The 23,472-nt window shown below is 32.5% G+C and carries 28 protein-coding genes; 13 read left to right on the top strand and 15 right to left on the bottom strand.

The window, feature by feature from the left end:
• The first annotated feature begins 71 nt into the window (after positions 1–71).
• From Ollyesu_RS01195 to trxB, 6 genes are all read left to right on the top strand, one after another.
• Positions 72–398 (top strand): YtxH domain-containing protein, encoded by a 327-nt coding sequence (locus tag Ollyesu_RS01195; RefSeq protein ID WP_279301994.1) that lies wholly within the window; start codon positions 72–74, stop codon positions 396–398.
• 2 nt (positions 399–400) lie between these two features.
• Positions 401–748, top strand: a complete 348-nt coding sequence (locus Ollyesu_RS01190) for a hypothetical protein (protein WP_279301993.1) — start codon at positions 401–403, stop codon at positions 746–748.
• 2 nt (positions 749–750) lie between these two features.
• On the top strand, positions 751–951 hold the full coding sequence (locus Ollyesu_RS01185) for a hypothetical protein (protein WP_279301992.1): 201 nt from the start codon (positions 751–753) through the stop codon (positions 949–951).
• 34 nt (positions 952–985) lie between these two features.
• Positions 986–1,420 carry a hemerythrin domain-containing protein gene (locus Ollyesu_RS01180; protein ID WP_279303049.1) on the top strand — a complete coding sequence of 145 codons (435 nt, stop codon included), beginning with the start codon at positions 986–988 and terminating at the stop codon, positions 1,418–1,420.
• A gap of 2 nt (positions 1,421–1,422) precedes the next feature.
• Complete coding sequence (locus Ollyesu_RS01175; RefSeq protein WP_279301991.1) at positions 1,423–2,499, top strand: DNA topoisomerase IB; 1,077 nt, start codon at positions 1,423–1,425, stop codon at positions 2,497–2,499.
• A 139-nt stretch (positions 2,500–2,638) separates the two neighbouring features.
• Positions 2,639–3,622 (top strand): thioredoxin-disulfide reductase, encoded by a 984-nt coding sequence (trxB, locus tag Ollyesu_RS01170; RefSeq protein ID WP_279301990.1) that lies wholly within the window; start codon positions 2,639–2,641, stop codon positions 3,620–3,622.
• A gap of 67 nt (positions 3,623–3,689) precedes the next feature.
• On the opposite strand, the gene Ollyesu_RS01165 is transcribed toward trxB, so the two are convergent.
• The 5 genes from Ollyesu_RS01165 to Ollyesu_RS01145 all read right to left on the bottom strand — a co-directional run bounded on the left by Ollyesu_RS01165 (position 3,690) and on the right by Ollyesu_RS01145 (position 7,854).
• Complete coding sequence (locus Ollyesu_RS01165) at positions 3,690–4,514, bottom strand: DUF2807 domain-containing protein (protein ID WP_279301989.1); 825 nt, start codon at positions 4,512–4,514, stop codon at positions 3,690–3,692.
• Between the two features lie 177 nt (positions 4,515–4,691).
• Positions 4,692–6,551 carry a PspC domain-containing protein gene (locus tag Ollyesu_RS01160; protein WP_279301988.1) on the bottom strand — a complete coding sequence of 620 codons (1,860 nt, stop codon included), beginning with the start codon at positions 6,549–6,551 and terminating at the stop codon, positions 4,692–4,694.
• Positions 6,548–6,889 carry a PadR family transcriptional regulator gene (locus Ollyesu_RS01155; RefSeq protein WP_111658952.1) on the bottom strand — a complete coding sequence of 114 codons (342 nt, stop codon included), beginning with the start codon at positions 6,887–6,889 and terminating at the stop codon, positions 6,548–6,550. The genes Ollyesu_RS01160 and Ollyesu_RS01155 overlap by 4 nt, the downstream gene beginning before the upstream one ends.
• Positions 6,890–6,956: 67 nt before the next feature.
• Entirely contained in the window at positions 6,957–7,403 is a 447-nt protein-coding gene (locus Ollyesu_RS01150; RefSeq protein WP_279301987.1) for a DUF4440 domain-containing protein, read from the bottom strand.
• 4 nt (positions 7,404–7,407) lie between these two features.
• The gene (locus tag Ollyesu_RS01145; protein ID WP_279301986.1) at positions 7,408–7,854 is read right to left on the bottom strand and encodes a DUF4870 domain-containing protein; all 447 of its coding nucleotides are present in this window, start codon (positions 7,852–7,854) and stop codon (positions 7,408–7,410) included.
• A 144-nt stretch (positions 7,855–7,998) separates the two neighbouring features.
• On the opposite strand from Ollyesu_RS01145, the gene Ollyesu_RS01140 reads away from it, so the two are divergent.
• The 3 genes from Ollyesu_RS01140 (at position 7,999) to Ollyesu_RS01130 (ending at position 9,689) form a co-directional block, all read left to right on the top strand.
• Positions 7,999–8,454 carry a DUF4442 domain-containing protein gene (locus Ollyesu_RS01140; protein WP_279301985.1) on the top strand — a complete coding sequence of 152 codons (456 nt, stop codon included), beginning with the start codon at positions 7,999–8,001 and terminating at the stop codon, positions 8,452–8,454.
• A gap of 61 nt (positions 8,455–8,515) precedes the next feature.
• On the top strand, positions 8,516–9,346 hold the full coding sequence (locus Ollyesu_RS01135; RefSeq protein WP_279301984.1) for a TIGR00266 family protein: 831 nt from the start codon (positions 8,516–8,518) through the stop codon (positions 9,344–9,346).
• 145 nt (positions 9,347–9,491) lie between these two features.
• Entirely contained in the window at positions 9,492–9,689 is a 198-nt protein-coding gene (locus Ollyesu_RS01130) for a hypothetical protein (RefSeq protein WP_279301983.1), read from the top strand.
• A 37-nt stretch (positions 9,690–9,726) separates the two neighbouring features.
• Here Ollyesu_RS01130 and Ollyesu_RS01125 read toward each other — a convergent pair whose 3' ends face one another.
• Positions 9,727–10,665: a LysR substrate-binding domain-containing protein gene (locus Ollyesu_RS01125; RefSeq protein ID WP_279301982.1), complete on the bottom strand. Its 939-nt coding sequence runs from the start codon at positions 10,663–10,665 to the stop codon at positions 9,727–9,729.
• A gap of 104 nt (positions 10,666–10,769) precedes the next feature.
• Between Ollyesu_RS01125 and Ollyesu_RS01120 the strand changes: the two genes are divergently transcribed.
• The gene (locus tag Ollyesu_RS01120) at positions 10,770–11,249 is read left to right on the top strand and encodes a DNA starvation/stationary phase protection protein (protein ID WP_279301981.1); all 480 of its coding nucleotides are present in this window, start codon (positions 10,770–10,772) and stop codon (positions 11,247–11,249) included.
• Positions 11,250–11,457: 208 nt separating this feature from the next.
• Here Ollyesu_RS01120 and Ollyesu_RS01115 read toward each other — a convergent pair whose 3' ends face one another.
• The 3 genes from Ollyesu_RS01115 to Ollyesu_RS01105 form a co-directional block, all read right to left on the bottom strand.
• The gene (locus tag Ollyesu_RS01115) at positions 11,458–12,381 is read right to left on the bottom strand and encodes a phospholipase D-like domain-containing protein (protein ID WP_279301980.1); all 924 of its coding nucleotides are present in this window, start codon (positions 12,379–12,381) and stop codon (positions 11,458–11,460) included.
• A 195-nt stretch (positions 12,382–12,576) separates the two neighbouring features.
• Entirely contained in the window at positions 12,577–13,044 is a 468-nt protein-coding gene (locus tag Ollyesu_RS01110; RefSeq protein WP_279301979.1) for a DUF2141 domain-containing protein, read from the bottom strand.
• Between the two features lie 102 nt (positions 13,045–13,146).
• Positions 13,147–14,388, bottom strand: coding sequence for an OmpA family protein (locus tag Ollyesu_RS01105; protein WP_279301978.1), 1,242 nt, complete (start codon positions 14,386–14,388; stop codon positions 13,147–13,149).
• Between the two features lie 181 nt (positions 14,389–14,569).
• On the opposite strand from Ollyesu_RS01105, the gene Ollyesu_RS01100 reads away from it, so the two are divergent.
• Entirely contained in the window at positions 14,570–15,172 is a 603-nt protein-coding gene (locus Ollyesu_RS01100; protein ID WP_279301977.1) for a trimeric intracellular cation channel family protein, read from the top strand.
• A 2-nt stretch (positions 15,173–15,174) separates the two neighbouring features.
• Here Ollyesu_RS01100 and Ollyesu_RS01095 read toward each other — a convergent pair whose 3' ends face one another.
• From Ollyesu_RS01095 to Ollyesu_RS01070, 6 genes are all read right to left on the bottom strand, one after another.
• Complete coding sequence (locus tag Ollyesu_RS01095; RefSeq protein ID WP_279301976.1) at positions 15,175–17,016, bottom strand: PLP-dependent transferase; 1,842 nt, start codon at positions 17,014–17,016, stop codon at positions 15,175–15,177.
• 57 nt (positions 17,017–17,073) lie between these two features.
• Positions 17,074–17,229 carry a hypothetical protein gene (locus Ollyesu_RS01090; protein WP_279301975.1) on the bottom strand — a complete coding sequence of 52 codons (156 nt, stop codon included), beginning with the start codon at positions 17,227–17,229 and terminating at the stop codon, positions 17,074–17,076.
• Positions 17,230–17,251: 22 nt separating this feature from the next.
• The gene (locus tag Ollyesu_RS01085) at positions 17,252–18,040 is read right to left on the bottom strand and encodes a PhzF family phenazine biosynthesis protein (RefSeq protein ID WP_279301974.1); all 789 of its coding nucleotides are present in this window, start codon (positions 18,038–18,040) and stop codon (positions 17,252–17,254) included.
• A gap of 16 nt (positions 18,041–18,056) precedes the next feature.
• Positions 18,057–19,001: a hypothetical protein gene (locus Ollyesu_RS01080; protein WP_279301973.1), complete on the bottom strand. Its 945-nt coding sequence runs from the start codon at positions 18,999–19,001 to the stop codon at positions 18,057–18,059.
• An 89-nt stretch (positions 19,002–19,090) separates the two neighbouring features.
• Entirely contained in the window at positions 19,091–21,235 is a 2,145-nt protein-coding gene (locus tag Ollyesu_RS01075; RefSeq protein ID WP_279301972.1) for a M3 family metallopeptidase, read from the bottom strand.
• A 45-nt stretch (positions 21,236–21,280) separates the two neighbouring features.
• Positions 21,281–21,967: a peptidylprolyl isomerase gene (locus Ollyesu_RS01070; protein ID WP_279301971.1), complete on the bottom strand. Its 687-nt coding sequence runs from the start codon at positions 21,965–21,967 to the stop codon at positions 21,281–21,283.
• Positions 21,968–21,974: 7 nt separating this feature from the next.
• Here Ollyesu_RS01070 and Ollyesu_RS01065 point away from each other — a divergent pair, with 7 nt between their 5' ends.
• Together Ollyesu_RS01065 and Ollyesu_RS01060 are read left to right on the top strand one after the other, a co-directional pair.
• Complete coding sequence (locus Ollyesu_RS01065) at positions 21,975–22,616, top strand: CoA pyrophosphatase (RefSeq protein WP_279301970.1); 642 nt, start codon at positions 21,975–21,977, stop codon at positions 22,614–22,616.
• 47 nt (positions 22,617–22,663) lie between these two features.
• Positions 22,664–23,467 carry a lysophospholipid acyltransferase family protein gene (locus Ollyesu_RS01060; protein WP_279301969.1) on the top strand — a complete coding sequence of 268 codons (804 nt, stop codon included), beginning with the start codon at positions 22,664–22,666 and terminating at the stop codon, positions 23,465–23,467.
• The last annotated feature ends 5 nt before the right edge of the window (positions 23,468–23,472 follow it).

Genomic DNA, 23,472 nt, shown 5'->3' with positions numbered 1-23,472 from the left:
ACCATAATTGAGCTTTCAATATTATAATGAAAGCTCATTTATTTAATTATTAACCATAAAAAAATTAAAACATGAGTAAAAGCACAAATACAGCATTAGGACTATTATTAGGTGGAGCAATAGGAGCTACCTTAGGAATACTATTTGCACCAGATAAAGGAAGCAATACTAGAAAAAAATTAACTGAAGAAGCTATTGCTACAAAAGATAAAATTGCAGATAGTGCAGTACACTTAAAAGATCAAGTAGCTAGTACATTAACTAATCAAAAAAGTAATCTAGATTCACAACTAGAAACTATTGTATCCAGTGCTAGTTATAAAGCTGACGATGTTATTACTACTTTAGAAAAAAAATTAAAAGATTTAAAGGCTAGAAATAAAAAACTACAAAAATAATAATGAGCGTCTTTGAATCATTAAACGACACCTCTAGCCAAGCAGTTGATAAAGGCGAAGCTTTTTTAAAAAAATCGCACGAGTATTACAAGCTTAAAATTTTTCAACAATTAACAAGCTCTTTAAGTCTAATGCTTAAAGCACTTTTAATTGGTGGACTGATGCTTATTGGATTAGTTTTTTTAGCAATATCCTCTGCAATAGCTATAGGAAATAATCTTGACAGTTTTGCATTAGGCTTTGTAATTGTAGGCGCCTTATTTTTTATAATTTCTTTAATTATTTATTTACTGCGTAAGCAAATAAATAATACCGTAATTAGAACCATTTCTAAATCCTTTTTTGATTAATTATGAAGCAATACAATACACAGGAAGACATAGAAAGAGATATTAGAAGGTTAAGCCTCGAAAAGCAAATTGCATGGGAGGAATTAAAGATAATTAAAGAAGATTTTAGGGATGCTTTACAGCCTTCACATTGGTTACAAACTGGATTTAAAATGTTTACAAAATTAGGATTGATGATGCTTGTCAAAAAAATTATTAGATAAAACTACATCTTTATTAACCATCAAATATAAAACCATGACTATTTTTGAATCTATTAGAAAAGACCACGATACCCAAAGGGAGTTATTAGACCGTCTTGTTAAAACCTCAGGAGATACTAGTGATAGAGACATGCTATACAAAAAATTGAAAAATCAACTCGAAATCCATGCTCAAGCTGAAGAACGTCACTTTTACAAACCATTAATTAGCAATGATATGATGCAGGAAAAAGCAAGACACGGTATTGCAGAGCATCATGAAATTGATGAGTTAATCGAACAACTTGACAATACAGACTATAGCTCTTCTGCTTGGTTAAAAATAGCTAAAGATTTAAAAGAGAAAGTTGAGCATCACCTAGAAGATGAAGAACATACATTTTTTCAATTAGCAGGAAAAGTGTTTACCGACAAACAAAAAGAAGAATTAGCAGAAGCTTACAAATCTTATATGCACAAAAACTTATAGTTGTGGCTTCCTTACATGCATCCATTTACAATCAAATTCTTTTACAACCAGAACAGGTGATAGAAGAATTTGATTTGGTTTATACCAATCCATCACATCTTAAAATCATAAGAGAAAAAGATGATGACAATTTTGTTTTTAAGTTAAAAAATAAAATTATTAAAGAGCCAAGCCAGTTAGATCGATTGCAAAAATTAGTAATACCACCAGCTTGGAATGAGGTGAAAATATCACAACTTCCCAATGGACATCTTCAAGTTGTAGGACGTGATAACAAACAACGTAAACAATATAGATATCATCCCAAATGGAATAAGATTAGAAACCAAACAAAGTTTTATAAAATGTATTTGTTTGGTCAACAGCTACCCAATATTAGAGCGCAAGTTGAATCTGATTTAGACCAAAACAAATGGACACAAACTAAAGTCTTGGCATTAATTGTAAGATTAATGGAAGAAACACATATTAGAATAGGCAACCATCAATACGCTAAACGTAACGAAACCTATGGGTTGACTACGTTAAGAACCAAACACGTAAACACATTTAAAGATAAAATACAGTTTGAGTTTGTGGGTAAAAAAGGAAAAGAGTACAAAGTGTCTTTAAGAAACAAAAAATTGATACGCTTGGTTAATAAGTGCGAAGAAATACCTGGTTGGGAATTGTTTCAATACTACGATCAAAATGGTGTAAAGCAAAAAGTAGATAGTACGATGCTAAATGAGTACTTGCAAGAGGTAAGCGGAATACTTTTTACCGCCAAAGATTTTAGGACTTGGGCAGCCACAATTATTTGTTTTGAAACCTTGAAAGAATTAGGGTATACTGAAGATGATAAACAGAATAAAAAAAATATATTAATAGCAATTGATACAGCTGCTAAAGAATTGGGTAACACCAGAAACGTCTGCAGAAAATATTATGTACATCCCTTAATTATAGATAAATACGAAGATGGAAGCATCGTCCCTTATTTTACCAATGCTTCAAATAAAACAGAAAGGAATACGCATTTTACGCAAATGGAAACTAATTTAATGCGACTTCTTAAATCTTTTCAACCAGAATTTTAAAAAAAGATAAACAATCACTATATATATGTTTCAATAAAACACCATAAGATATGTTTATGATTTTATAATAACTTTTAATAAATCTTAGGTAAGGTTTTGACTTAAAATTCTACTTTTGTCAAAGAAAAATTATATATATATGTCTGATACAATAGAAAGAGTAAAATGCTTAATTATAGGGTCTGGTCCTGCAGGATATACTGCAGCAATTTATGCAGCTAGAGCCAATATGAAACCAGTTTTGTACCAAGGAACACAACCAGGTGGACAATTAACAACAACTAACGAAGTCGAAAATTTTCCAGGTTATCCAGATGGTGTTACTGGTCCAGAAATGATGATGCAGCTTCAAAAGCAAGCAGAGCGTTTTGAAACAGATGTTAGAAACGGTTGGGTTACTAAAGTAGATTTTTCTGGAGATACGCACAAAGTATGGGTTAACGATGAAAAAGAAATTCATTGCGATACTGTTATTATTTCTACAGGTGCTTCTGCTAAATACTTAGGTTTAGACTCAGAACAAAAATATCTAAAGTTAGGAGGTGGTGTTTCTGCATGTGCAGTTTGCGATGGTTTTTTCTATAGAAATCAAGAAGTAGTTATTGTTGGAGCAGGAGATAGTGCTTGTGAAGAAGCACATTACCTATCTAAATTATGCACCAAAGTAACTATGTTAGTAAGACGTGATGAGTTTAGAGCATCAAAAATTATGACAGAGCGTGTTAAAAATACTGAGAATATTGAAATACTATATAACACAGAAACCGATGAGGTATTAGGTGATGGACAAGTAGTTACTGGTGTAAGAGTATTTAATAATCAGACTAATGAGAAGCATGAGATACCAGCTACTGGATTTTTTGTTGCAATTGGACACAAACCAAATACCGATATTTTTAAAGGGTATTTAGACCTAGATGAAACAGGTTATATAATTAATGCAAAACCAGGTACTTCAAAAACTAACATAGACGGAGTTTTTGTTAGTGGAGACGCAGCAGACCACGTGTATAGACAAGCTATTACAGCTGCAGGAACAGGTTGTATGGCAGCTTTAGATGCCGAACGTTATTTAGCAGCAAAAGATGCTAATTTTGAAGTAAGTACGTCTACTTATAACTAACACTTTAATAGTACTAACTAAAAAAGCCGAAGCATTTGCTTCGGCTTTTTTGTATTATAACATGAGGCTATTTACGTCTTAAAATAGCATTATCCTCAAACGCTTCTATTGTAATTTTTGGACTACCGTAAATACTAATATCTGAAGAGCCTGAAGCATCAATAATTAAATCTCCATTAACTTCAATACTAACTTCAGCTCTATTCTCTGTCTTTACAGATGCGTCTTTAACGGTTAAATTTTCGCCTCTAAAATCTGAAGAGTTATCTGCTGTTAAAGTTAAGTTTTCTGTGTCACCTTCAACTTTTGCATTAGCACTTTCTAATAAATCTGCGACAATATTAGACGCATTAATTAAAGCTTCTAATTTACTATTGTCGTTTAGCTCTAAATTAACTGCTTTTGCTGTTACATTAAGTTCTACTTTAGCTCTATCGTTGTTTATTATTTTAAATAAATCAGATTCTATAGTTAAGTAGGCTTTTGAGCTTTCTGAAGCAGTAAGTGTTAAATCGTTGAATTCTAAGGTGTTTTCAGAACTTATTTCCGCATCTTCATTTAGCTCTATGGTATTTAAAATATCATTATAAAACACAGTGATTTCTAATTTTTTTTCCTGAAGCTTTGCAGTTGTTTTAAGACTTAAGGTACTGTCTTGAGAGACTATACTTATGTATTCATGCAAGTTGTCGTCTGTCATTATTTGTACCGACGTTGAGTCTGCTTTAACCAATTTAACTTCAAAATCTTCGTTTAAAACTAAACGCTGAAACCCATAAACAGCAGTAGTTTCTGTGCTTAACACGCGACTACCTTTTACTTTTTCTTTTTTTTGAGAAAAGGCTGTAGTAGTAATCAGTATTAAAAATAAGGATAGTAATTGTTTAATCATTTGTATAAATAGTTTAGTTACTTACAAATATAAACAAAAACCATCCCAAACTTTTTTAAAGCTTGAGATGGCTGGTTTTTTTGATTGATTTTGGTTTTATCTATATAAAAATAGATGAAATTGAGGTGACTAGATACTCGATTAATGCGATCATAATGTTTGTTTTTAGTGTGATTGTTATTTGTCGTTTTTGTTTGTAATATTTATACCATCCTCTTCTGTGATAGTGACTTCAACATTTTTGGTGCTAGCTTTTGCACCTTCATCATTTATAATGACGTCCATAGTTTCACTTTTAGCTACTAAACCATCTTCGTTAACTACTAGAGTTGAGGTGTCTTCTTCATTGGTCATAGTTTGGTCATTGTCTTTTTCATCTTCTTCACAATCAAGGCATTCTAATTTTGCACGTTTAACCAATAGATAGTGCTCTTCCATACCATTATTTAATATGTCATTGTAATAGTGACTATTATTTTTGTGGTAGTTATAAGTACTTTCTTCTGCATATAAAATACTACCTTCAGGTAAGTATAAGGTTAATTCTACTTCTTGATCTCTTGATATAGCATTATTTGGGACTGTAAAATAGTTATCTAAAATTAAATTATTACCATTTAAAGTATAGTTGTAACTTATATTTTTAGCTCTATCTTTAGCTTTGTTAAAGTTACTTCCTCTTGCAGATTTATCTACTCTAAGTTTAGCGACGCTATCTTTTGTTGATTTTACTATTAATCGAATACCTTGAGAGAAAGTTACCTCGTTACCATTGTCATCATTAGCACTTTGTAAGCCGTAATCTCTTCTAAAACGCTCAGCAAATGTGTCATTATAATTCATACTAACCACTAAAGTGTCGTTTGTTTTGATATTTACTAATGGTTGTGTTTTGATGTCTGCAGCTTTCTCTTTATAACTCAAGCCTTGTTTGGTTCCTACTATTGCTAGTCCAATAACCGCCATTATCCATAGACCAATTAAGCTGTATTTTGCAACACTACCCATAGGTTTAAGATTGTTAATCAAGATTTTTAAACCTAAGTATATAAAGAAAATTATAGGAATAACAGAGACTATAAAAATCAATACTGGAAATACCCAAAATGATCCGTCTAATGCATCATGTGCTCTAATAAAATCGGCATCAAAAAATCTAAAATCAGCATCATAGAATGTTCCAAATAATAGACCTATAGCCAAAACAACTATTCCAGCAACACATGACATGACTAAAGCAATACCTATAAATTTTGAAAAGATTTTAAAAAATGAGGAGAATACGCCTCCAACACTATCAAAAAACGATTTGCTACTAGATTTTATCTTGTTGCTATCAATACGTTTGACCGACTCTGAAATGTTATCTGACGCTTGTTCAAATCCTTCTTTTAATTTGTCTGCGTGTTTTTGAAAATCAATATTCTTTACATTTTCGGATACGCTTTCAAATCCATCTTTAATTTTTTTTTCGATGTTTGTTATCGTGACTTCCTCACCAGTCATGGTTAACTTGTCCGATGTGGTTGTGGCTTCAGGAATAAAAATCCAAAGTAAAATATATAAGAAAATACCAGTTCCTGCTCCAAAAACAAGTAAAATCCATACTAATCTCACCCAAATAACATCTATATTAAAGTAATGCGCTAATCCTGCACAAACACCTCCAATATAACTGTTTTCTGTGTCTCTAAATAACTTTTTAGAATTACTGCTTTTTGATGATTTTGAATGTGTATAACTTTTGTTTGGCTCGTCTTCAAAAATCTCGTCATCGACAAGATAATCTTCAGGTTGCCCCATAATAGTAATGACGTCTTCAACTTCTTTATTTCCAATAACCTGACGGTCTGTTTTCATGCGTTCAGAGAATAGTTCTGCTATTCTAGCTTCTATATCTGCTATTATTTCTGAACGACCTTGAGAGTCTGTAAATGAACGTTTTATAGCCTCAAGATAGCGCTGTAATTTTAAGTATGCATCTTCATCGATATGAAAAAATATACCTGCTAAATTTATGTTGACTGTTTTATTCATTTTTTAGTTGATTTAATTGATGTTACTATGTTTACTGCGTTTTGTAATTCGTCCCAAGTCGTGGTTAATTCCTTTAAAAATAGGTGACCTGTTTCTGTTAATCCGTAATATTTACGTGGTGGTCCAGAAGTAGATTCTTCCCAACGATAATTGAGTAATCCAGCATTCTTTAGTCGAGTTAATAAAGGATAAATGGTTCCTTCTACTACCAACAACTTTGCGTCCTTTAGCGTACCTAAAATTTCTGCAACGTAAGCGTCTTCGTCTTTTAAAACAGACAAAATGCAGTATTCTAAAACGCCTTTACGCATTTGTGCTTTTGTGTTTTCTATCTTCATAAGTCTTTAGAGTGTTTCATAATTAAACTGTTCGTTTTTTGATGATATGATTGATTGATGATGATTGTTAATGGTCGTAACTTAAAACCCTACTTATTTTCCACTCGTTATTCTCAAGGAGCCATAAGTGGGTAAATTTTGGTGTACTATCTCCAAAATTATGTTCTCCATGTTGTATTGCGCCATAAAGTTCACCTTTGTTATAAAGAGGATAAACAACTAAAGATCCAGCTACTAAATAACGTTTGTTACCTAAGCCTTCTCCAGCACATTGTTGTTCTAAACCAATTATAAATTGGTCTTTACCTTTATTGATTCCACCTTTGTCATGGTAAAATTCAAAGTCAGAGTGTATGTATTTAGCCATTAATTTTGGATTACATTTATTTAATCCTTCTGTAAATAACATACTATCATTTATAGCTAATTTTTTATATAATTCTGAATCTTTATCTACTTGGCTTAAAGCAAAAACTGAAAATAATAGGACTAATATTAATAGTGAATGTTTCATGTGCTTATTTTATAAAATGTATGGTTAATGGATAGTTGTAATTCTCTCCATCTTTAGCTTTTAAGCTTGCATTAATAATAAAAATGATTTCCAATATAAATCCAATAACAGCTAAAAGACCTAATCCTCCTCCAATATAAAATAGAGGAGAGGGTTTGCTAATATTAATTCTTATTCCTTCAAACGCTTGAAAATCTAAGATGTCAAAATGACTAAATACATTAAAAGCAAAAAACGGAATACAAGCCAAACCAATAATTAGTGCATATAGCAATACACTAAATTGAAAATTAATAGCTTGCTTACCATGTGTATCTATAAAATCTGATTTATCTTTATTAGTAATCCATAATATAATTGGCGCTATAATATTTCCAAATGGAATTATAAATCGAGAAAATGTCGATAAATGAATACAAGTGGCTAGGTTTTTATGATGATTGGTAACCATATTTAAAAAGTATATAATAGTTTCTTATGCAAATATATATCTAAAAGAAGGTATTATGCAATACAAAGTACTTAAAATTAACATTTTTTTAACATATAGTAATGTCAATTATTTTCAATAATTTAGCTGAAAATAGACTTATAAATGAAGATATCTCCCAGTAAACTCAACGCATTTACAATGCTTAAATTACCATCTGCTTACTTTTGTGGTGTTCGCACTAAAGTGCTTAACGACCAGCAATGTATTACTACTGTAAAGCATAGGTGGATAAATCAAAATCCGTTTAATTCTATGTTTTGGGCTGTTCAAGGGATGGCAGCAGAGTTTGCAACTGGAGCTATGATGATGATGAAAATTAAATCCTCTGGTAAAAAAGTATCTATGTTAGTCACCTCTAACAACGCCACGTTTACTAAAAAAGCAACTGGACGAATCACTTTTGTGTGTGATGATGGTCACAAGGTAGACCAAGCACTAGCTGCAGCCATTAAAACTGGAGACGGTCAAACGGTGACTATGCAATCCATTGGAACCAACCAAGAAGGATTAGTTGTGTCCACGTTTAATTTTGAATGGTCTATTAAAGTTAAAGGGTAGTTAACTTTTTGTAACAAATTACATTAATAAGCAACATATAATAAATTAAAACCTTAAAAATATGTATCGTAAAGACGAATTACCAGAACATAACAAAAATGCTCACGAGATAGATTTTGAGATTTTTGGAGAAGAAATGCAATATGTAGAAATCGAATTAGATCCAGATGAAGGTGTTATTGCTGAAGCAGGAAGCTTTATGATGATGGATGATGGCATTAAAATGGAAACTATTTTTGGAGATGGCTCTAAAAACGATACAGGTTTTTTAGGCAAAGTGTTTGGCGCAGGAAAACGATTGCTAACAGGTGAAAGTTTATTTATGACAGCCTTTTACAATAACCTTACAGGAAAACGTAAGGTGAGTTTTGCATCGCCTTATCCAGGAAAAATTGTTGCTATCGATTTATTAGAGTATGGCGGAAAATTTATTTGCCAAAAAGATGCCTTTTTATGTGCAGCTAAAGGTGTTAGTGTTGGAATTGAATTTAGTAAAAAATTAGGTCGAGGGTTGTTTGGTGGTGAAGGATTTATCATGCAAAAACTAGAAGGAGATGGAATGGCATTTGTACACGCTGGCGGAACATTAGCTAGAAAAGTATTACATGCTGGAGACACCTTAAGAGTAGATACTGGTTGTATTGTTGGATTTACACAAGAGGTTAATTATGACATCGAGTTTGTTGGTGGTATAAAAAATACTGTTTTTGGAGGCGAAGGTTTGTTTTTTGCAAAACTAAAAGGTCCAGGTGTGGTTTACGTGCAATCCTTACCATTTAGTAGATTAGCAGGACGTGTATTACAAAGCGTGCCTAGAGGTGGAAAAAGTAAAGGCGAAGGTAGTATTTTAGGTGGATTAGGCGATTTATTGGATGGTGACAACAGATTTTAAAGCCTAAAATTTAACGTCTTTTTAAGTGTTAAAGTTTGTTGACTTTGAAATTTGAATGTATTTTTTTGTTACCTTTAATCGGAACTTTTAAACCGTTTGCCTATAATACAATACTACTTTTATTTAACTAAACCTTTAATTAATTATGGCAAGAGCAATGTTTGAGTACACCAAAACTGTACTTCAAAAAGTTAGTTTTGATACCACGTTGTTTTGTAAAGAAGTACAAAAAGCTCTGGAGCGATTATTGCCCTACGAGATAGAAGAGCTTAAGGTGTATATACAATCCTTAGTACTACAAAACCCAAAACTAGATCAATGTTTAATTTATTTAAATCCTTAACAAGATAAACCAAAAAGCGACCAACTGGTCGCTTTTTTTATTTACTTATTGGACTTATTATTTGCACGTTCTGAAAAGCAATTGCGCCTCTTACCACACCAGATATTACATCTTGTAATGCTTCAATAATTTGCATCTTTAGTTCACTTTTATGATAAATTAAACTCACTTCTCGTGCTGGAGATGGTTCTGTAAAATAATGTAGGTTATTTTTGGCTTTATCATTTAAGTCTAAAGTATGCAAATAAGGTAATAAGGTCATACCTAAGCCTTCATTAGATAATTTTACTAAGGTTTCTATACTTCCGCTTTCTAGTTGAAATTTATCATCACTATGATGTTTAAACGCTTTACACAAATTAATCACACCATCTCTAAAACAATGTCCATCTTCTAGTAACAACATGTCGTCAATATCCAAATCTGAGACCTCTAACGTCTTTTTATCTCTTAATCTATGGTTTTGTGGGACGTAAGCCACAAAAGGCTCAAAGTACAAGACACGTTCTTTAATAGTTTCGTTCTCTAACGGTGTCGCAGCTATAGCAGCATCTAAATGTCCGTCGTTTATTCTAGAAATAATTTCCTCTGTGGTTAACTCTTCTATTTTAAGCTTTACTTTAGGATATTTTTTTACAAAATTGTTCAAAAACATTGGGAGTAAGGTTGGCATAACGGTTGGGATAATCCCTAGTTTAAATTCGCCACCTATGTATCCTTTTTCTTGATCTACAATATCTTGTATTCTGTACGATTCGTTAACTATATTTCTAGCTTGTGTTACTATTTTTTTACCAACTTCGGTTAGCTCTATAGGTTTTTTACTTCGGTCAAAAATTAAAACATCTAATTGGTCTTCTAATTTCTGTATTTGCATACTTAGCGTAGGTTGCGTCACAAAGCATTTTTGAGCAGCTTTGGTAAAGTTCTGGTTTTCTGCTACTGCGAGGACATATGATAATTGTGTGATAGTCATAATAATAGTTTAAGACTATAAAAATATAAAATCTATCAATAAAATTTATGATAAATCGAAATTAATTCACAGTAAATTTATGTTAAACAAAAAATAATAGCTTTATGACACTTAATAGTCTTGGATTAGACATCAAAAAAACAAAAGAATTAGCAGATCAATTAAATCACTTACTAGCTAATTTTCAGATATATTATCAGAATTTAAGAGGCATCCATTGGAATATAAAAGGAAAAAACTTTTTTGACTTACATGTTAAGTTTGAAGAGCTGTATACAGATGCTAATATGAAAGTAGATTTAATAGCAGAGCGTGTGTTAACTTTAGGCGAAACCCCTTTACATACCTTTGGAGATTATATTAAACAGGCTAAAGTACCTGTTGGACACAATGTGTCTAAAGACGAAAACGCAGTTGCGTTAATTGTAACCTCGCTAACCGAATTATTAAAAATAGAACGACACATTTTAAACGCATCTGACGATGCCAATGATGAAGGAACCAACGCTATGATGAGCGATTTTATTACTGAACAAGAAAAAACCGTTTGGATGATGAATGCTTGGTTGGGTGAAAGCCTTTAATTAGGATTGATTAATAGCAAAAAAAAGAGCAACTTAAGTTGCTCTTTTTTTTGTTTTTTGTTTAACGGTTTTGTTTATGATTAGTTTCGTGGTTTTAGCAACTAATTTAACAAATACAAACCGAATAGAAAATCGGCGAGAATTTTCGTGAGTAGGCTTGCACTAGCAATTAATTTTATACGTTGTAGTGCGACGTTATTTTTTCAATTCAGTCTTTTTTTAACTGATTATTAATAAATAACTTCTCTTTTATTATATAATTAACCATTTCTAATATCTTTCTTGTTTCCTCTCTGGCTGTTTTTGTTTTAATTAATTCCTGATATTTAGATAAGATTTTGTCTATAGCTTTGATTTTTAATAACTGAAAATCAATGTTTAAATAGTGTTCTATTTTATCAATTCCTTCTTTTGAATATTTATGCCGAGAGTTGGCTTTTTCCTCTTCGGTTGCCAAATAATTAAATTCAATTCCATATTTAGCTATTAAATCTGAATAAATTCCAATTGAACCTACTTTGTCTTTGACTGTGTTATGAACTCTCTCGCTAATTTCACGAATTTGGTTTTTGATTTTTCTGTCAGTCCACTTGTTAAACATTCCAGTTTCCAGATTTTCACGATTTGCTTTAAGTGAGTTGACAAGTCCCTTTTCAATGAGATTTGTTATTTGTTCTACCTCTGTTTTTGAAAATGAAATTCTGTCTATTTTATATTTTTTGTTCTTTATTTTGCTGAACTCCATATTGTAACTTGTAGCAATATCCTTGTCAGAAATAAAAGCTAAATTCTCGTCGTTTGTATTTGCGTTTTTTGACCAATTATATGAGCCTGTTAAAACAGTTTTATTGTCAATTACACAGAATTTATTGTGCATTGAATAATAGTTCTTTTGTAAATCTTTAATGAATGAGATTTGTATTGCGTTATTCTGTAAATCTATTATAGCTGTTGATTCTCGATTTACTTTATTATCATCTACAATAATGTCAATGTTAACATCTTTCAGTCGAATTAAAGCATTAGAAATAGTTTGATTCGTAAACCAAGCCACAGCAATTAAAAGTCTTTCTTTAGTTTCCGAAAGGTGTTTTATTAAATGGTATTCGATGTCTTGAAAATAATTGTTCAATTTATGGCAGGATGTTTTTCGTAATGATGCAAACTTAAATGATACGAAAACGTTTCAACACCTCGAAAAGTGCAGTACAAGTGTTTTATATCAGTCGTTAAACGAAGTTACTTGAAAAATTTGTCAAAGTCAAATAGTACAAACACAAAAAGCCACTTAAAAAGTGGCTTAATAACTATTCGGTTTTTGATGTGGTTAGAAGCGTATGTTAAATTCTAAATCTTCGTTTGTAACTTCAAATTTAGCTTCAGAGAATTGTGGTGGTCCATAACTCATAGGATTGTTTGACATACCATAGCTTTCTTGTGGCATACCGTTTTCAAAATCCATGCGGTTATTATTATTAACATCGTGTAATGCCATAATCGAGTAGGTACCTGGTTGTACGTTTGTAAAAGTAATTGTTACACTATTGTTTTCAATTGTAGTGGTTGTATTTTGTACTCCTTGACCTTTCATCCAAGTGTCTTTTGTATGTAAGGCAAACACGACTTGTCCAGTATTGTTTTTTACATTGTCTATTGTCACTGTTATAGTCTGCCCCTCTTCGGTAGTAACCTTAGTATCTGTTTGGGCAACACTTAGTGTTAGGCTTAATACAAATAAAACTAAAGTGGTTAATAGGTTACTTTTTAATTGGTTTGGTGTTGTTGATGTTTTCATGATGTGTGGTTTTATTGTTTAACACTTCAAAGGTGCAATAAACCGTTGTGTTTCACTAAAACAAGTAACCCAGTTGTTATTTTTTATAGATGAGTTGTCACATTATTGCAATGGAATAATTTCTACACGTCTATTTTTCTGTCTACCTTCCTCTGTATTGGTTTTGTCAATCGGGAATTCTTCTCCAAACCCTTTGGTTATTAACATGGTTACATCAACACCTTTATCCACAAGATAAGCTCTTACTGCATTAGCGCGTTCTAAAGACAGTTTCAAATTGGTCTCGTTAGACGAGGTATTGTCTGTATGTCCTGAAATCTCATAAGATTTGAACTTAGATTTTTTCATAAACTGTGCAACGTTATCCAATATGGTTTGACTGTCTTCTGTGATTTCAGCTTTACTTAATTCAAAATATATTAAAACAGGTTTATTAGATACTGTCATTTTTGTTGGCTCTTTTTTAGCTTCTGGACAACCATTGTTACTACTTAATCCTTTGTTTTGTGGGCACTTATCCATCTTGTCTAGTACACCATCTCCATCTGTATCTGGTAATGGACAACCTCTGTTAGATTGTTCTCCAGCTACATTTGGACATCTGTCATAAGGATCTGGTACACCATCGTTATCTGTATCTGGACAACCCTCTAAAGTTCCTGGCATATCAGGACAGTTATCGTCTTTATCTGCAATACCATCTTTATCCTTGTCAGGACAACCATTTAAAGTTGCTAAGCCAAACACGTTTGGGCATTGGTCTTCTTCATTAATAATACCATCGTTATCACTATCTGTGCCTCCAAATTTGAAAATTATTCCAACCGAGTGTTGGTAATGTTTTAATCCATAATCTTTAAACGTATGTTTGTAAACAGATTGTGCAGTCAATCCAAAATTATACGTTAACCACACGTTGATACCAACACCTGCATTTAGGGTTCCTGCACCAACATTATCCAGCCAAGTGTAACCACCACCTAAAGCAAGGTAAGGGTTAACCACAAAACTGTTAGATAAGTTTAATTTAAATAGTCCGTCTAAAGAAATTAACGGAAACTTCTCGTCAAGATTAACATAGTTTTGTTTAATTCCGCTAAGCGAAATAGTGGTTTCAAAAGATAAATTACCTTTTATATGTCTTGCTAAACCAATTTTAAATCCTGCTGGATCCCAATTCCACGTTTTAAAACGACCCTCGTCACCAGGTAACGATCTTACAGGATTGTTTATAGCATTGGTACTTAAGCTTGCAGTCCAAGGAGAATAATCGTCTTGAGCTTGTAAATTATGAGAAAAGCATAACGGGAGAATAACAGTTAGTAATAAAACTAATCGTTTCATGGTTTATAGAATATTGATTAATAGCAGTGACAATATAGGCTAAAAAAGATAATATTAAAAATAAATTACTAATCTGTTGCCTCTAATAGTTTAAGTATACTAGGGTTTTTTAAACTATATACACTAATATTTTTATTATTAAAACGAATAATAAAGTGTTAGTTTTGCTTTTTTATAGCGTATGTTTTACATCATAGATATTTTAGGAACTATTGCATTTGCAATATCAGGAGTTTTGGTTGCGCTTAATAAGCGAATGGACGCATTTGGAATACTAATTATTGCATTTGTAACTGCAGTTGGTGGTGGAACCTTACGCGATATTTTAATAGGTGAAACTCCTGTAAGTTGGATGAAAGATATGACGTTTATTTACGTTGTTATTTTGTCTACGGTCTTTGCAGTTGTGTTTAGAAGTAAGATTGATTATTTGCGTAAGTCCTTGTTTTTGTTTGATACCATTGGTATTGGTTTATATACTGTAGTTGGTGTTGAAAAGGGAATAAATGCAGGACTCCACCCAATTATCTGTATATTTTTAGGAACGATGTCTGCATGTTTTGGTGGTGTGATTCGTGATATTTTATGTAATGAAATACCTGTAATTTTTAGAAAAGAAGTTTATGCTACTGCTTGTATCTTAGGAGGTGCAACTTATTTTTTAGTAATCAAATTACCTATTGCGTCAGATTTTGTGTTTGTTATCGCAGGAGCAGTTGTAATAACCGTTAGATTGATTGCTGTTAAGTTTAAAGTGAGTTTACCTAGTTTGTATAAGAATTAGACTTATTTAATACTATCAACAAATTCTAAAAACACTTCTTTGTGTTTTTCTAAATCCATATTTCCAGACAAAGCAACACGTGCAATATAATCTTTATCACCTTCTTTGGTAGTACCTTGTGTAGACGTTGCTGGAATAGTCCAGTAACAGCCTTTTAATTGCCCATAACTTACGCAGTATTTACTTTCCTCTGGGATTTTAGTAATCATTAAATTAATCAGTTTATGATTTAATGCACGTTTGTAACGTTCTTTTTCTTCAGCAGTATGTCCTTTTGTTGGTAAATCTAAAGAGAATACTGAAGGCGTGAATCCTTGTTCTGCTAAGTCTTCTGATACAAAATTAATTTTTGCGTCTGGTAAATGTTCTTTTATAAAGTTTACAAACTCACGAGTGTTTTGATAGGCATCTTCAATGCGCTGATTCATGGATGGTAACTGCTTTGCCAAAATCTGATATTGCAGATTTGTTGCTTCATTATCACATAATAATAGATGCTGTTCTATCTTTTGCATTAAGCGTTCTGTTTTACTATTTCCTACACAATAACCAGCTGTACACAATCCACCACTCGGAAATTTTGAACCACTTGCATAAGAGATAGTTTTAACAGTTGACAGTATTTTACCTTCTCCTAAAAATAGCACATTTGGACAAAACGTTTGATCTAAAATAAATACAGGATCTATAGCAGTTTCGCCATTAGGCGTATAACGTATTTTACTTAAAACCGCTTTTAAATCTTCGAGGTTTGGTACTTCAACTCTTGGATTTGTTGGAATTTCTGCAATTATATATGGGATAGCATCTTGGCTAGCAATAGTGGTTAAAATACGGTCTATACTTTGTACCATATCATTCTCACCATCTACAGGTAAATCGACAATTTCCACGTGGTCTAAACAAGTTGCAACACGTCTTGCTTGGTCATTGGTGCCACCATAACAATTTGGTGGAACAATAAATTTAATAGCTTTTCCTTTGTGATGGTCCTGCGCATCATGAATTAGACCCATCATAATCGCATATTGGATAGATAATCCGCTAGAACCCACTAATGGTTTTGTAGCAGCACCAGTGATACTTGTAATGGATTGTAGAACTGAAGTTTTATCGGCGTTAACATTATCACTTTTAAAGTTAAAAGACGAATGGTTTGCTAATGCACTTAAAACTAAATGACAATTAATGGGTGTCATAGCAATAGTTTCGCGTCGTCTTACATGTTGAATCTCTGATATATAGTCATCATTTCCGTTAGCAACAATGATACTTCCAAAATCTGGATGAATATTGATGTAAAAGTCAATAGTTTGGTTGATTTGAAACTGAGTAATATCCTCTTGCTGACCAATAAAAATAGTACTTCCATCAAATTCTGGAATATCGTTAATAGTTTCGACTGGTTTTAAGTTGAATTGATAATCGTAAACCTGTTGTATGGTGTCTGCATCAAAGCATTTTGGTAATTGCCCAGAGTAGCAAATTTGCGTGTTTTTATTGTCTAATAGATTTTTTCTAAGGATTGCTAAAATAGGAGTGACTTGCGATGAAAAGCTAATAACATGCTCAGCTTGAAATCCGTTTAAATTAGCAATAACCCATTCTAAAATACAAGATAACGGATGGCCTAGTCTAATGTAGTCGTACGCTGTAGGTAAATTATCTAATGCAGTAGTATTAGAATTATTAGTTTGATATAAAGTTTCAAATGCGTTTAAAAACTCAGTTTTTGCTTTATCTTCGTTGTAAATGTCTAGTCTGTGGGTGGTTAGATTTAACCAATTAGTTGGCAGGTTTTGTAATACGTCTTTTATGTACTCTAGCATGGAATGATTCTGCATGTTTAACTCCTTTTTAATGGGCTTGCAATTTACGTTATTTAACGTGATTTAGTACTATTATAATTTAGATAAATACGCCATTAATAACATGCCTGCACCTACAACTATAGTGATTAAACCAAAGGGTCTAAATACAAAAAGTCCAATTATACCAACTACTATAATGGCACCAGAAATAATCATAAATGCAACGTCTCTTTTTTTGTTTGTCATAGGTGTTTTTTTAATTAGTTTTTTATTCTGTCCATAAGTTTCCAATTGAATATGTTTTAGCTTGTCCACTTATAATGACTCTATCTTTTTTGTTTTGGCAACGTAATGTTCCAACTCTATCAGACATTTGTATGGCATGTAGTTCATTTTTTTTAAGCCTTGATGACCAAAACGGAATTAATGAACAATGTGCTGAACCTGTAACAGGATCTTCTAAAATAGACGCTTGAGGTGTAAAAAACCGTGACACAAAATCACAATTTTCACCTTTAGCTGTAACAATTACTCCTCCAGGATCAAGATTTATGGTGTCAAATAGTTGTCTATTTATTTTAATGTTTTTGATGTCTTGTTCTGTGTCATATACCAATACATAATCTCTTGATTTATAAACTTCTTTGGGTTGAATATTTAAGGAGTTTTTAATCGCTTCTGGTAGTTCTGAAACAGTGGGCATTCGTGACGGAAAGTCCAAATGGTAGACATCATGTTTTACTAAAACAGTTAAATCGCCACTTAATGTTTCAAATATTATTTGGTCTTTAGGATAGTTTAAAATTGATTTTAGGCAATGTGCAGTTGCAAGGGTTGCGTGACCGCATAAGTCCATTTCAATGTCTGGCGTAAACCAACGTAAATGTATTGTGTCACCTTTGTTTACAAAAAACGCAGTTTCGGCAACTGCATTTTCTTTTGCGATTTTCAATAATATCTCATCAGGTAACCAGTCTTTTAACGGAACTACACAAGCAGGATTACCACCAAATATTTTATCTGTAAAAGCGTCTATTTGATATAGTTCAAGTTTCATTTATGCTTATTGATTTCTAATAGGTTTCTTTTACTGCTTCTCTTGGACTAGGGAATCTTGTTCCAATCCTTGGATCCATTAGATTTCCACCAAATCCAGTTTCTTCATCTGATAAATTTTCTGCAATTTCCAATAGTTTGAATCTGTATTTCTTTCCTCCGATTTTTTTGAGAGAACGAATTGCAATTACTTTCTCAAAATTACCATTTTCCTCACTTTGTATAAATTCAAATAGAAATTCTTTTGTGTTTTTATTATCAAGAAGAGACATAAGTTGAACAGATGAAACCTTTGAATGAAAATTATCAGATTTTGCAAACTTTTTAATTTGATTCAATTCGATTGGAAAATCTAACAAATAAGCAGTTTCTAAAGCAGCGTGTTGTAAAAAGAAAGTCGAAATTTCATTTTCAGAAAATCCTGCTGGTTCTTTTTCAATTTGTTGTTTAATAAATTTGACAATTGACTTTTTATCATAACCTATATTATGATAATAATTCCAAATTGATTGATAAGTCATTTCGTAAATATCTTTCGGAATTAATGCTTGATGATAACTATGTCTATATGTAGCATAAACATTATTTTCTTCATCCAAAACTGCAAAACCAGAAGTAGGTGTTGGGATTGCAAAATTTCCATCTTTTTTTTGGGTAAGTAAAAAATATAATTTTTGTCCTTTTTCAAAATCATAATGCACTCCATGTCCTGATGAACTTCCCAAATTTAAAAGTGAAAACCCATTAATTAGGACTTTATTTGGTAATTTCTTCTGTCCAAAGTTCTGTAGAATTTCAATTTGAACTCCAAGACTATCTAACTCAATAACATTAGCGAGTACAAAATATTCAGCTTTTTGGATTATTTCTTTCTGCCAAGGTTCGTCCCAAGTTTCCGCTTTTATATTAATTTGAACTCCAAAAATTAAAAATAGAGTTACTAAAAGTTTAAATTTAGGCATAGTGTTTTTTTTTAAATGTACTGTAACGTAAACTACTAAAGTTCTCTATATCCCTATAAAAAATGATACAAGGAACTTTAAAAAATATATTAGTTTTCTGTCGTCACCGGAAACCCTCTATCACGCATTAACGCTTCAATTTTGGCATCACGACCTCTAAATTTTCTGTAGGCTTCAGCTGGATCCATACTATTACGTGGTGCAAATAAATATTGTACTAATCTATCTGCTACTTTTTTGTCGTAAAAACCACCTGGTGCTTCTTTAAAAGCTTCAGATGCATCACTAGTTAAAACATCTGCCCACATATAACCATAATATGCTGTTGCGTATCCTTCGCCAGAAAAGACATGTCCAAAATGTGGTGTTCTGTGACGCATTGGTAATTCTTTAGGCATATTTAATTCTGCTAATGTTTCACGTTCAAATTTGTCAATATCAATATTAGTTGGATCTACTAAATGTAGTTTCATGTCCATTAATGCAGATGCTAAATACTCAGTCGTTCCAAACCCTTGATTAAAGGTTGAGGCTTTTTTGATTTTGGCTACTAAACTTGCTGGAATAGGCTCACCTGTTTTGTAGTGAACTAAAAACTGATTAATCACCTCGTCTGTAGATAACCAGCGCTCCAGTAACTGACTTTGGAACTCGGTATAATCTCTAACACCACCATTTAGGGTTGGGTATTTAACGTTAGAAGAGAAGAAGTGTAACGCATGTCCAAATTCATGAAAAAACGTTTCGGCATCATCCCAAGACACTAAAACTGCTTCTCCTGGAGCTGCTTTTACAAAGTTTGAATTATTGGATGCTAAAACGGTTTTTGGTCCATCAAATGTCGTGTGACTTCTGTAAGTTGTTGCCCAAGCACCAGAACGTTTTCCTTTACGTGCAAATGGGTCTAAATACCATAATCCAATAAATTTATCAGAATCTTTATCTGTTACTTCCCAAACTTTTACATCTTCATGGAACACTGGTACTTTACCGTCTTCAACTGGAGTAAATTTATAATTAAATAAACGTCCTGCTGTATAAAACAACGCTTGAGTTAATTTGTCTAATTGCAAGTATTGCTTGACTTCGTCACTATCTAAATCGTATTTTTTCTGACGTACTTTTTCGGCATAAAAACGGTAATCCCAAGGTGCGATTTCTATATTGTCTCCTGCTGCTTCTGCAACTGCTTGCATATCTGCAACCTCTTCCTTAACTCTTGCAATTGCTGCTGGCCAAACTGCTTCCATCAAACCCATAGCATTTTCTGGAGTTTTAGCCATACGATCTTGTAAACGCCATTCTGCATAGTTTTTATAACCTAATAGCTCGACACGTTCTCTTCTTAGTTTTAGGATATTGGCAATAAGTTGGTTATTGTCATATTTGTCACCATTATCACCTCTAGAATAGTAATTAGTCCATACTTTTTTACGTAATTCTCGCTCTGTAGAATACGTTAAAAACGGATCCATAGATGATCGTGTGTTGGTTATAGCATACATACCTTCTTTACCATTGTCGGTTGCTATTTTAGCTGCCGATTTGATAAACCCTTCACTCAATCCGTCCAACTGGTCTTTGCTTAAATAGGTAATGTAGTTTTCTTCGTCATGTAAGACGTTGTCACTAAACTTGTTGTACAATGTAGAAAGCTCCTTGTTAATTTCTGCATAGCGCTTCTTTTTAGCTTCATCCAATTCGGCTCCATTCATTTCAAAACGCTTGTAAATTAACTCGACTACACGTTGTTGGTCAGCAGGAAGTGGATTATTTTGAGACGCATCGTAAACCGATTTAATACGTTTAAATAGTTTTTCGTTTTGATTAATTTTTGAGGAGTATTCAGATAATTTTGGTGCTAATTTACCTTGTACTTCTCTAAACTCTGGACTACTTACGTTACTACTAAAAATTCCGTAGTAAGTAAAGACGTTGTCTAAGCCTTTTCCAGCACGTTCCATAGCTTCAATGGTGTTTTCAAAAGTTGGTACTTCCGTATTATTAGCAATTGCTTCAATATCTTTTAACCCTTGTTCCATACCCTCTAAAACAGCAGGTTCTATTAAATCTACAGACATCTTATCAAAAGCAGGTACACCACCATAAGGTCCTGTGTAGTCTTGAAGTAGCACGTTGTCGCTCATAGTTTTGTTGGTTTCAGTATCGTTTTTACAACTTGTTGTTAATAGCATGGTGCAAATAACAGTGGATAGAATTGTGTTTGTTTTCATGATTATGACTAATTTTTCAGCTTAAAAATAAGGAAAAGGGTTAAGTTATTCTATGATTTCTACTTTTTTAATATAGATATTTCTTAATGGCCATTCTGCTTCGTCTACATCTACTGCATTTATTTTATCAACCACATCCATACCTCTTATAACTTCACCAAAAATAGTGTAGTCTCCATCTAAATGAAACGCATTTTGTTGAGTGATAAAAAACTCGTAAGGTGACGCTAATTTGTGTGGATTCTCAATCTCGCCACTAGGCATAGAGATTACACCTCTTTTATGAGTATAGCCACGTTTGGTATCTGTTGGTAGCAAGTATTTACCAATGCGTCCACGTTTTGCAGCTACTTTTATGTTGTCTGTATTTCCGCCTTGAATAATAAAATTTTTAACCACACGATGAAACTGTGTATTATCAAAAGCACCTTGTTTGGTTAAAAAAATAAAATTAGCACGATGAAACTTGGTTTTATCATATAATAATAGGTCTATATCACCTTTTGTAGTTGTTATACGGACTTTGTTTTCTTTATTATCTTTTTCGTATTCTAAAAAAAAGTCCATTGCATTTTCCTCTGTAAGATAAGGGAATTCGCGTTTTGGTGTCGTGTCTTTTTCTATGGTTTTGACCTCTGTTTTGGTTTTGGTTGATGGTGTTTTAGATTTGGATTGTTTATCTTCACAATTAAAAAGTAAAAACGTACAAACAATCAATAATAATAAGCGCATTTTTAAAATGAATTTTGATGAATTTATCATAGCGTTACCAAAAATAAAAAATATCCCTTTGCCAGCCGAAGCTTCTCAATTTAAAATGTCACCACCATACCGAGAAAAACTAATTAAGCTGCAAGCAGAGAAAATAAAAAACGCTAAGCAAAGTGCTGTGTTAGCTTTATTTTATCCAGATTTAGAAGCACAAACTAAACTGATTTTAATTTTACGAAAAACCTATAAAGGTGTCCATTCTGCGCAAGTTGGTTTTCCTGGCGGTAAAGTAGAAGAGGCAGATAAAAACTTAATGCATACTGCATTGCGCGAAACACATGAAGAGGTTGGTGTGCATCCAGAGTTAGTTACTGTATATAAGGAAATGACACAAGTCTACATTCCGCCAAGTAATTTTTATGTACAGCCATATATGGGTGTGACTAATCAAACACCAATATTTACTAAACAAGAAGAGGAAGTAGAAGATTTATTAGAAGTGTATTTATCCGATTTGTTAAATGAAGATAATATAACCAACAAACTAGTTAAAACTAGTTATGATGTTGAGGTTGAGGTACCAGCATTTCGATTAAACAATCATTTGGTTTGGGGAGCAACTGCTATGATGCTTAATGAAGTCAAAGACTTGTTAAAAGCAACTCTTTAACCTTAAGGTTTTTCTATATTTGTATTTACTTTAACTAAAACTAAGCTATGGGTTTATTTAAAAAGAATCCTTTTGGACATATACTTTTTATCAAAAAATGGTTGATTAGAATCTTAGGGTTACTAACACACAGACGCTACAGAGGTTTTAACGAGCTACAAATTGAAGGGTCAGAAATTATAAGACAATTACCAGACACTAACGTATTATTTATATCTAACCATCAAACGTATTTTGCAGATGTTATAGCAATGTTTCATGTGTTTAATGCAGCGCTAAGCAATCGTCAAGACTCCATTAAAAATGTAGGCTATTTATGGAATCCTAAATTAAACTTTTACTACGTTGCAGCTAAAGAGACAATGAAAGCGGGTTTAATTCCTAAAATCTTTGCTTACACAGGGTCTATAAGTATTGAGCGTACTTGGCGAAGCGAAGGGAAAGATGTAAAACGACAAGTTAAAATGAGTGATATTTCTGCTATTAAAACCGCATTAGATGACGGTTGGGTAGTGACGTTTCCTCAAGGTACAACGACACCTTTTAAACCTATTAGAAAAGGTACAGCACATATTATTAAACAATATAAGCCAATAGTAGTCCCAATTGTGATTGATGGATTTAGACGTAGTTTTGATAAAAAAGGGTTACGTATTAAAAAGAAAAATGTGTATCAATCTTTTGAAATTAAAGAACCTCTACAAATCGATTACGACAACGAAAGTATTGCAAGCATTGTTGAAAAAATAGAATACGCTATCGAGCAGCATCCATCATTCTTAAAAGTGATTCCGCAGGAAGAATTGCTGGCACAAGAAGAGCTTAATAAACAACGTGAGTTTTTGAGTTGATTTAT

The sequence above is a fragment of the Olleya sp. YS genome, from assembly GCF_029760915.1.
Taxonomy (GTDB): Bacteria; Bacteroidota; Bacteroidia; order Flavobacteriales; family Flavobacteriaceae; genus Olleya.
The sequence above is the reverse complement of the archived record's forward strand: the minus strand, read 5'-3'. Positions and strand labels throughout refer to the sequence as shown.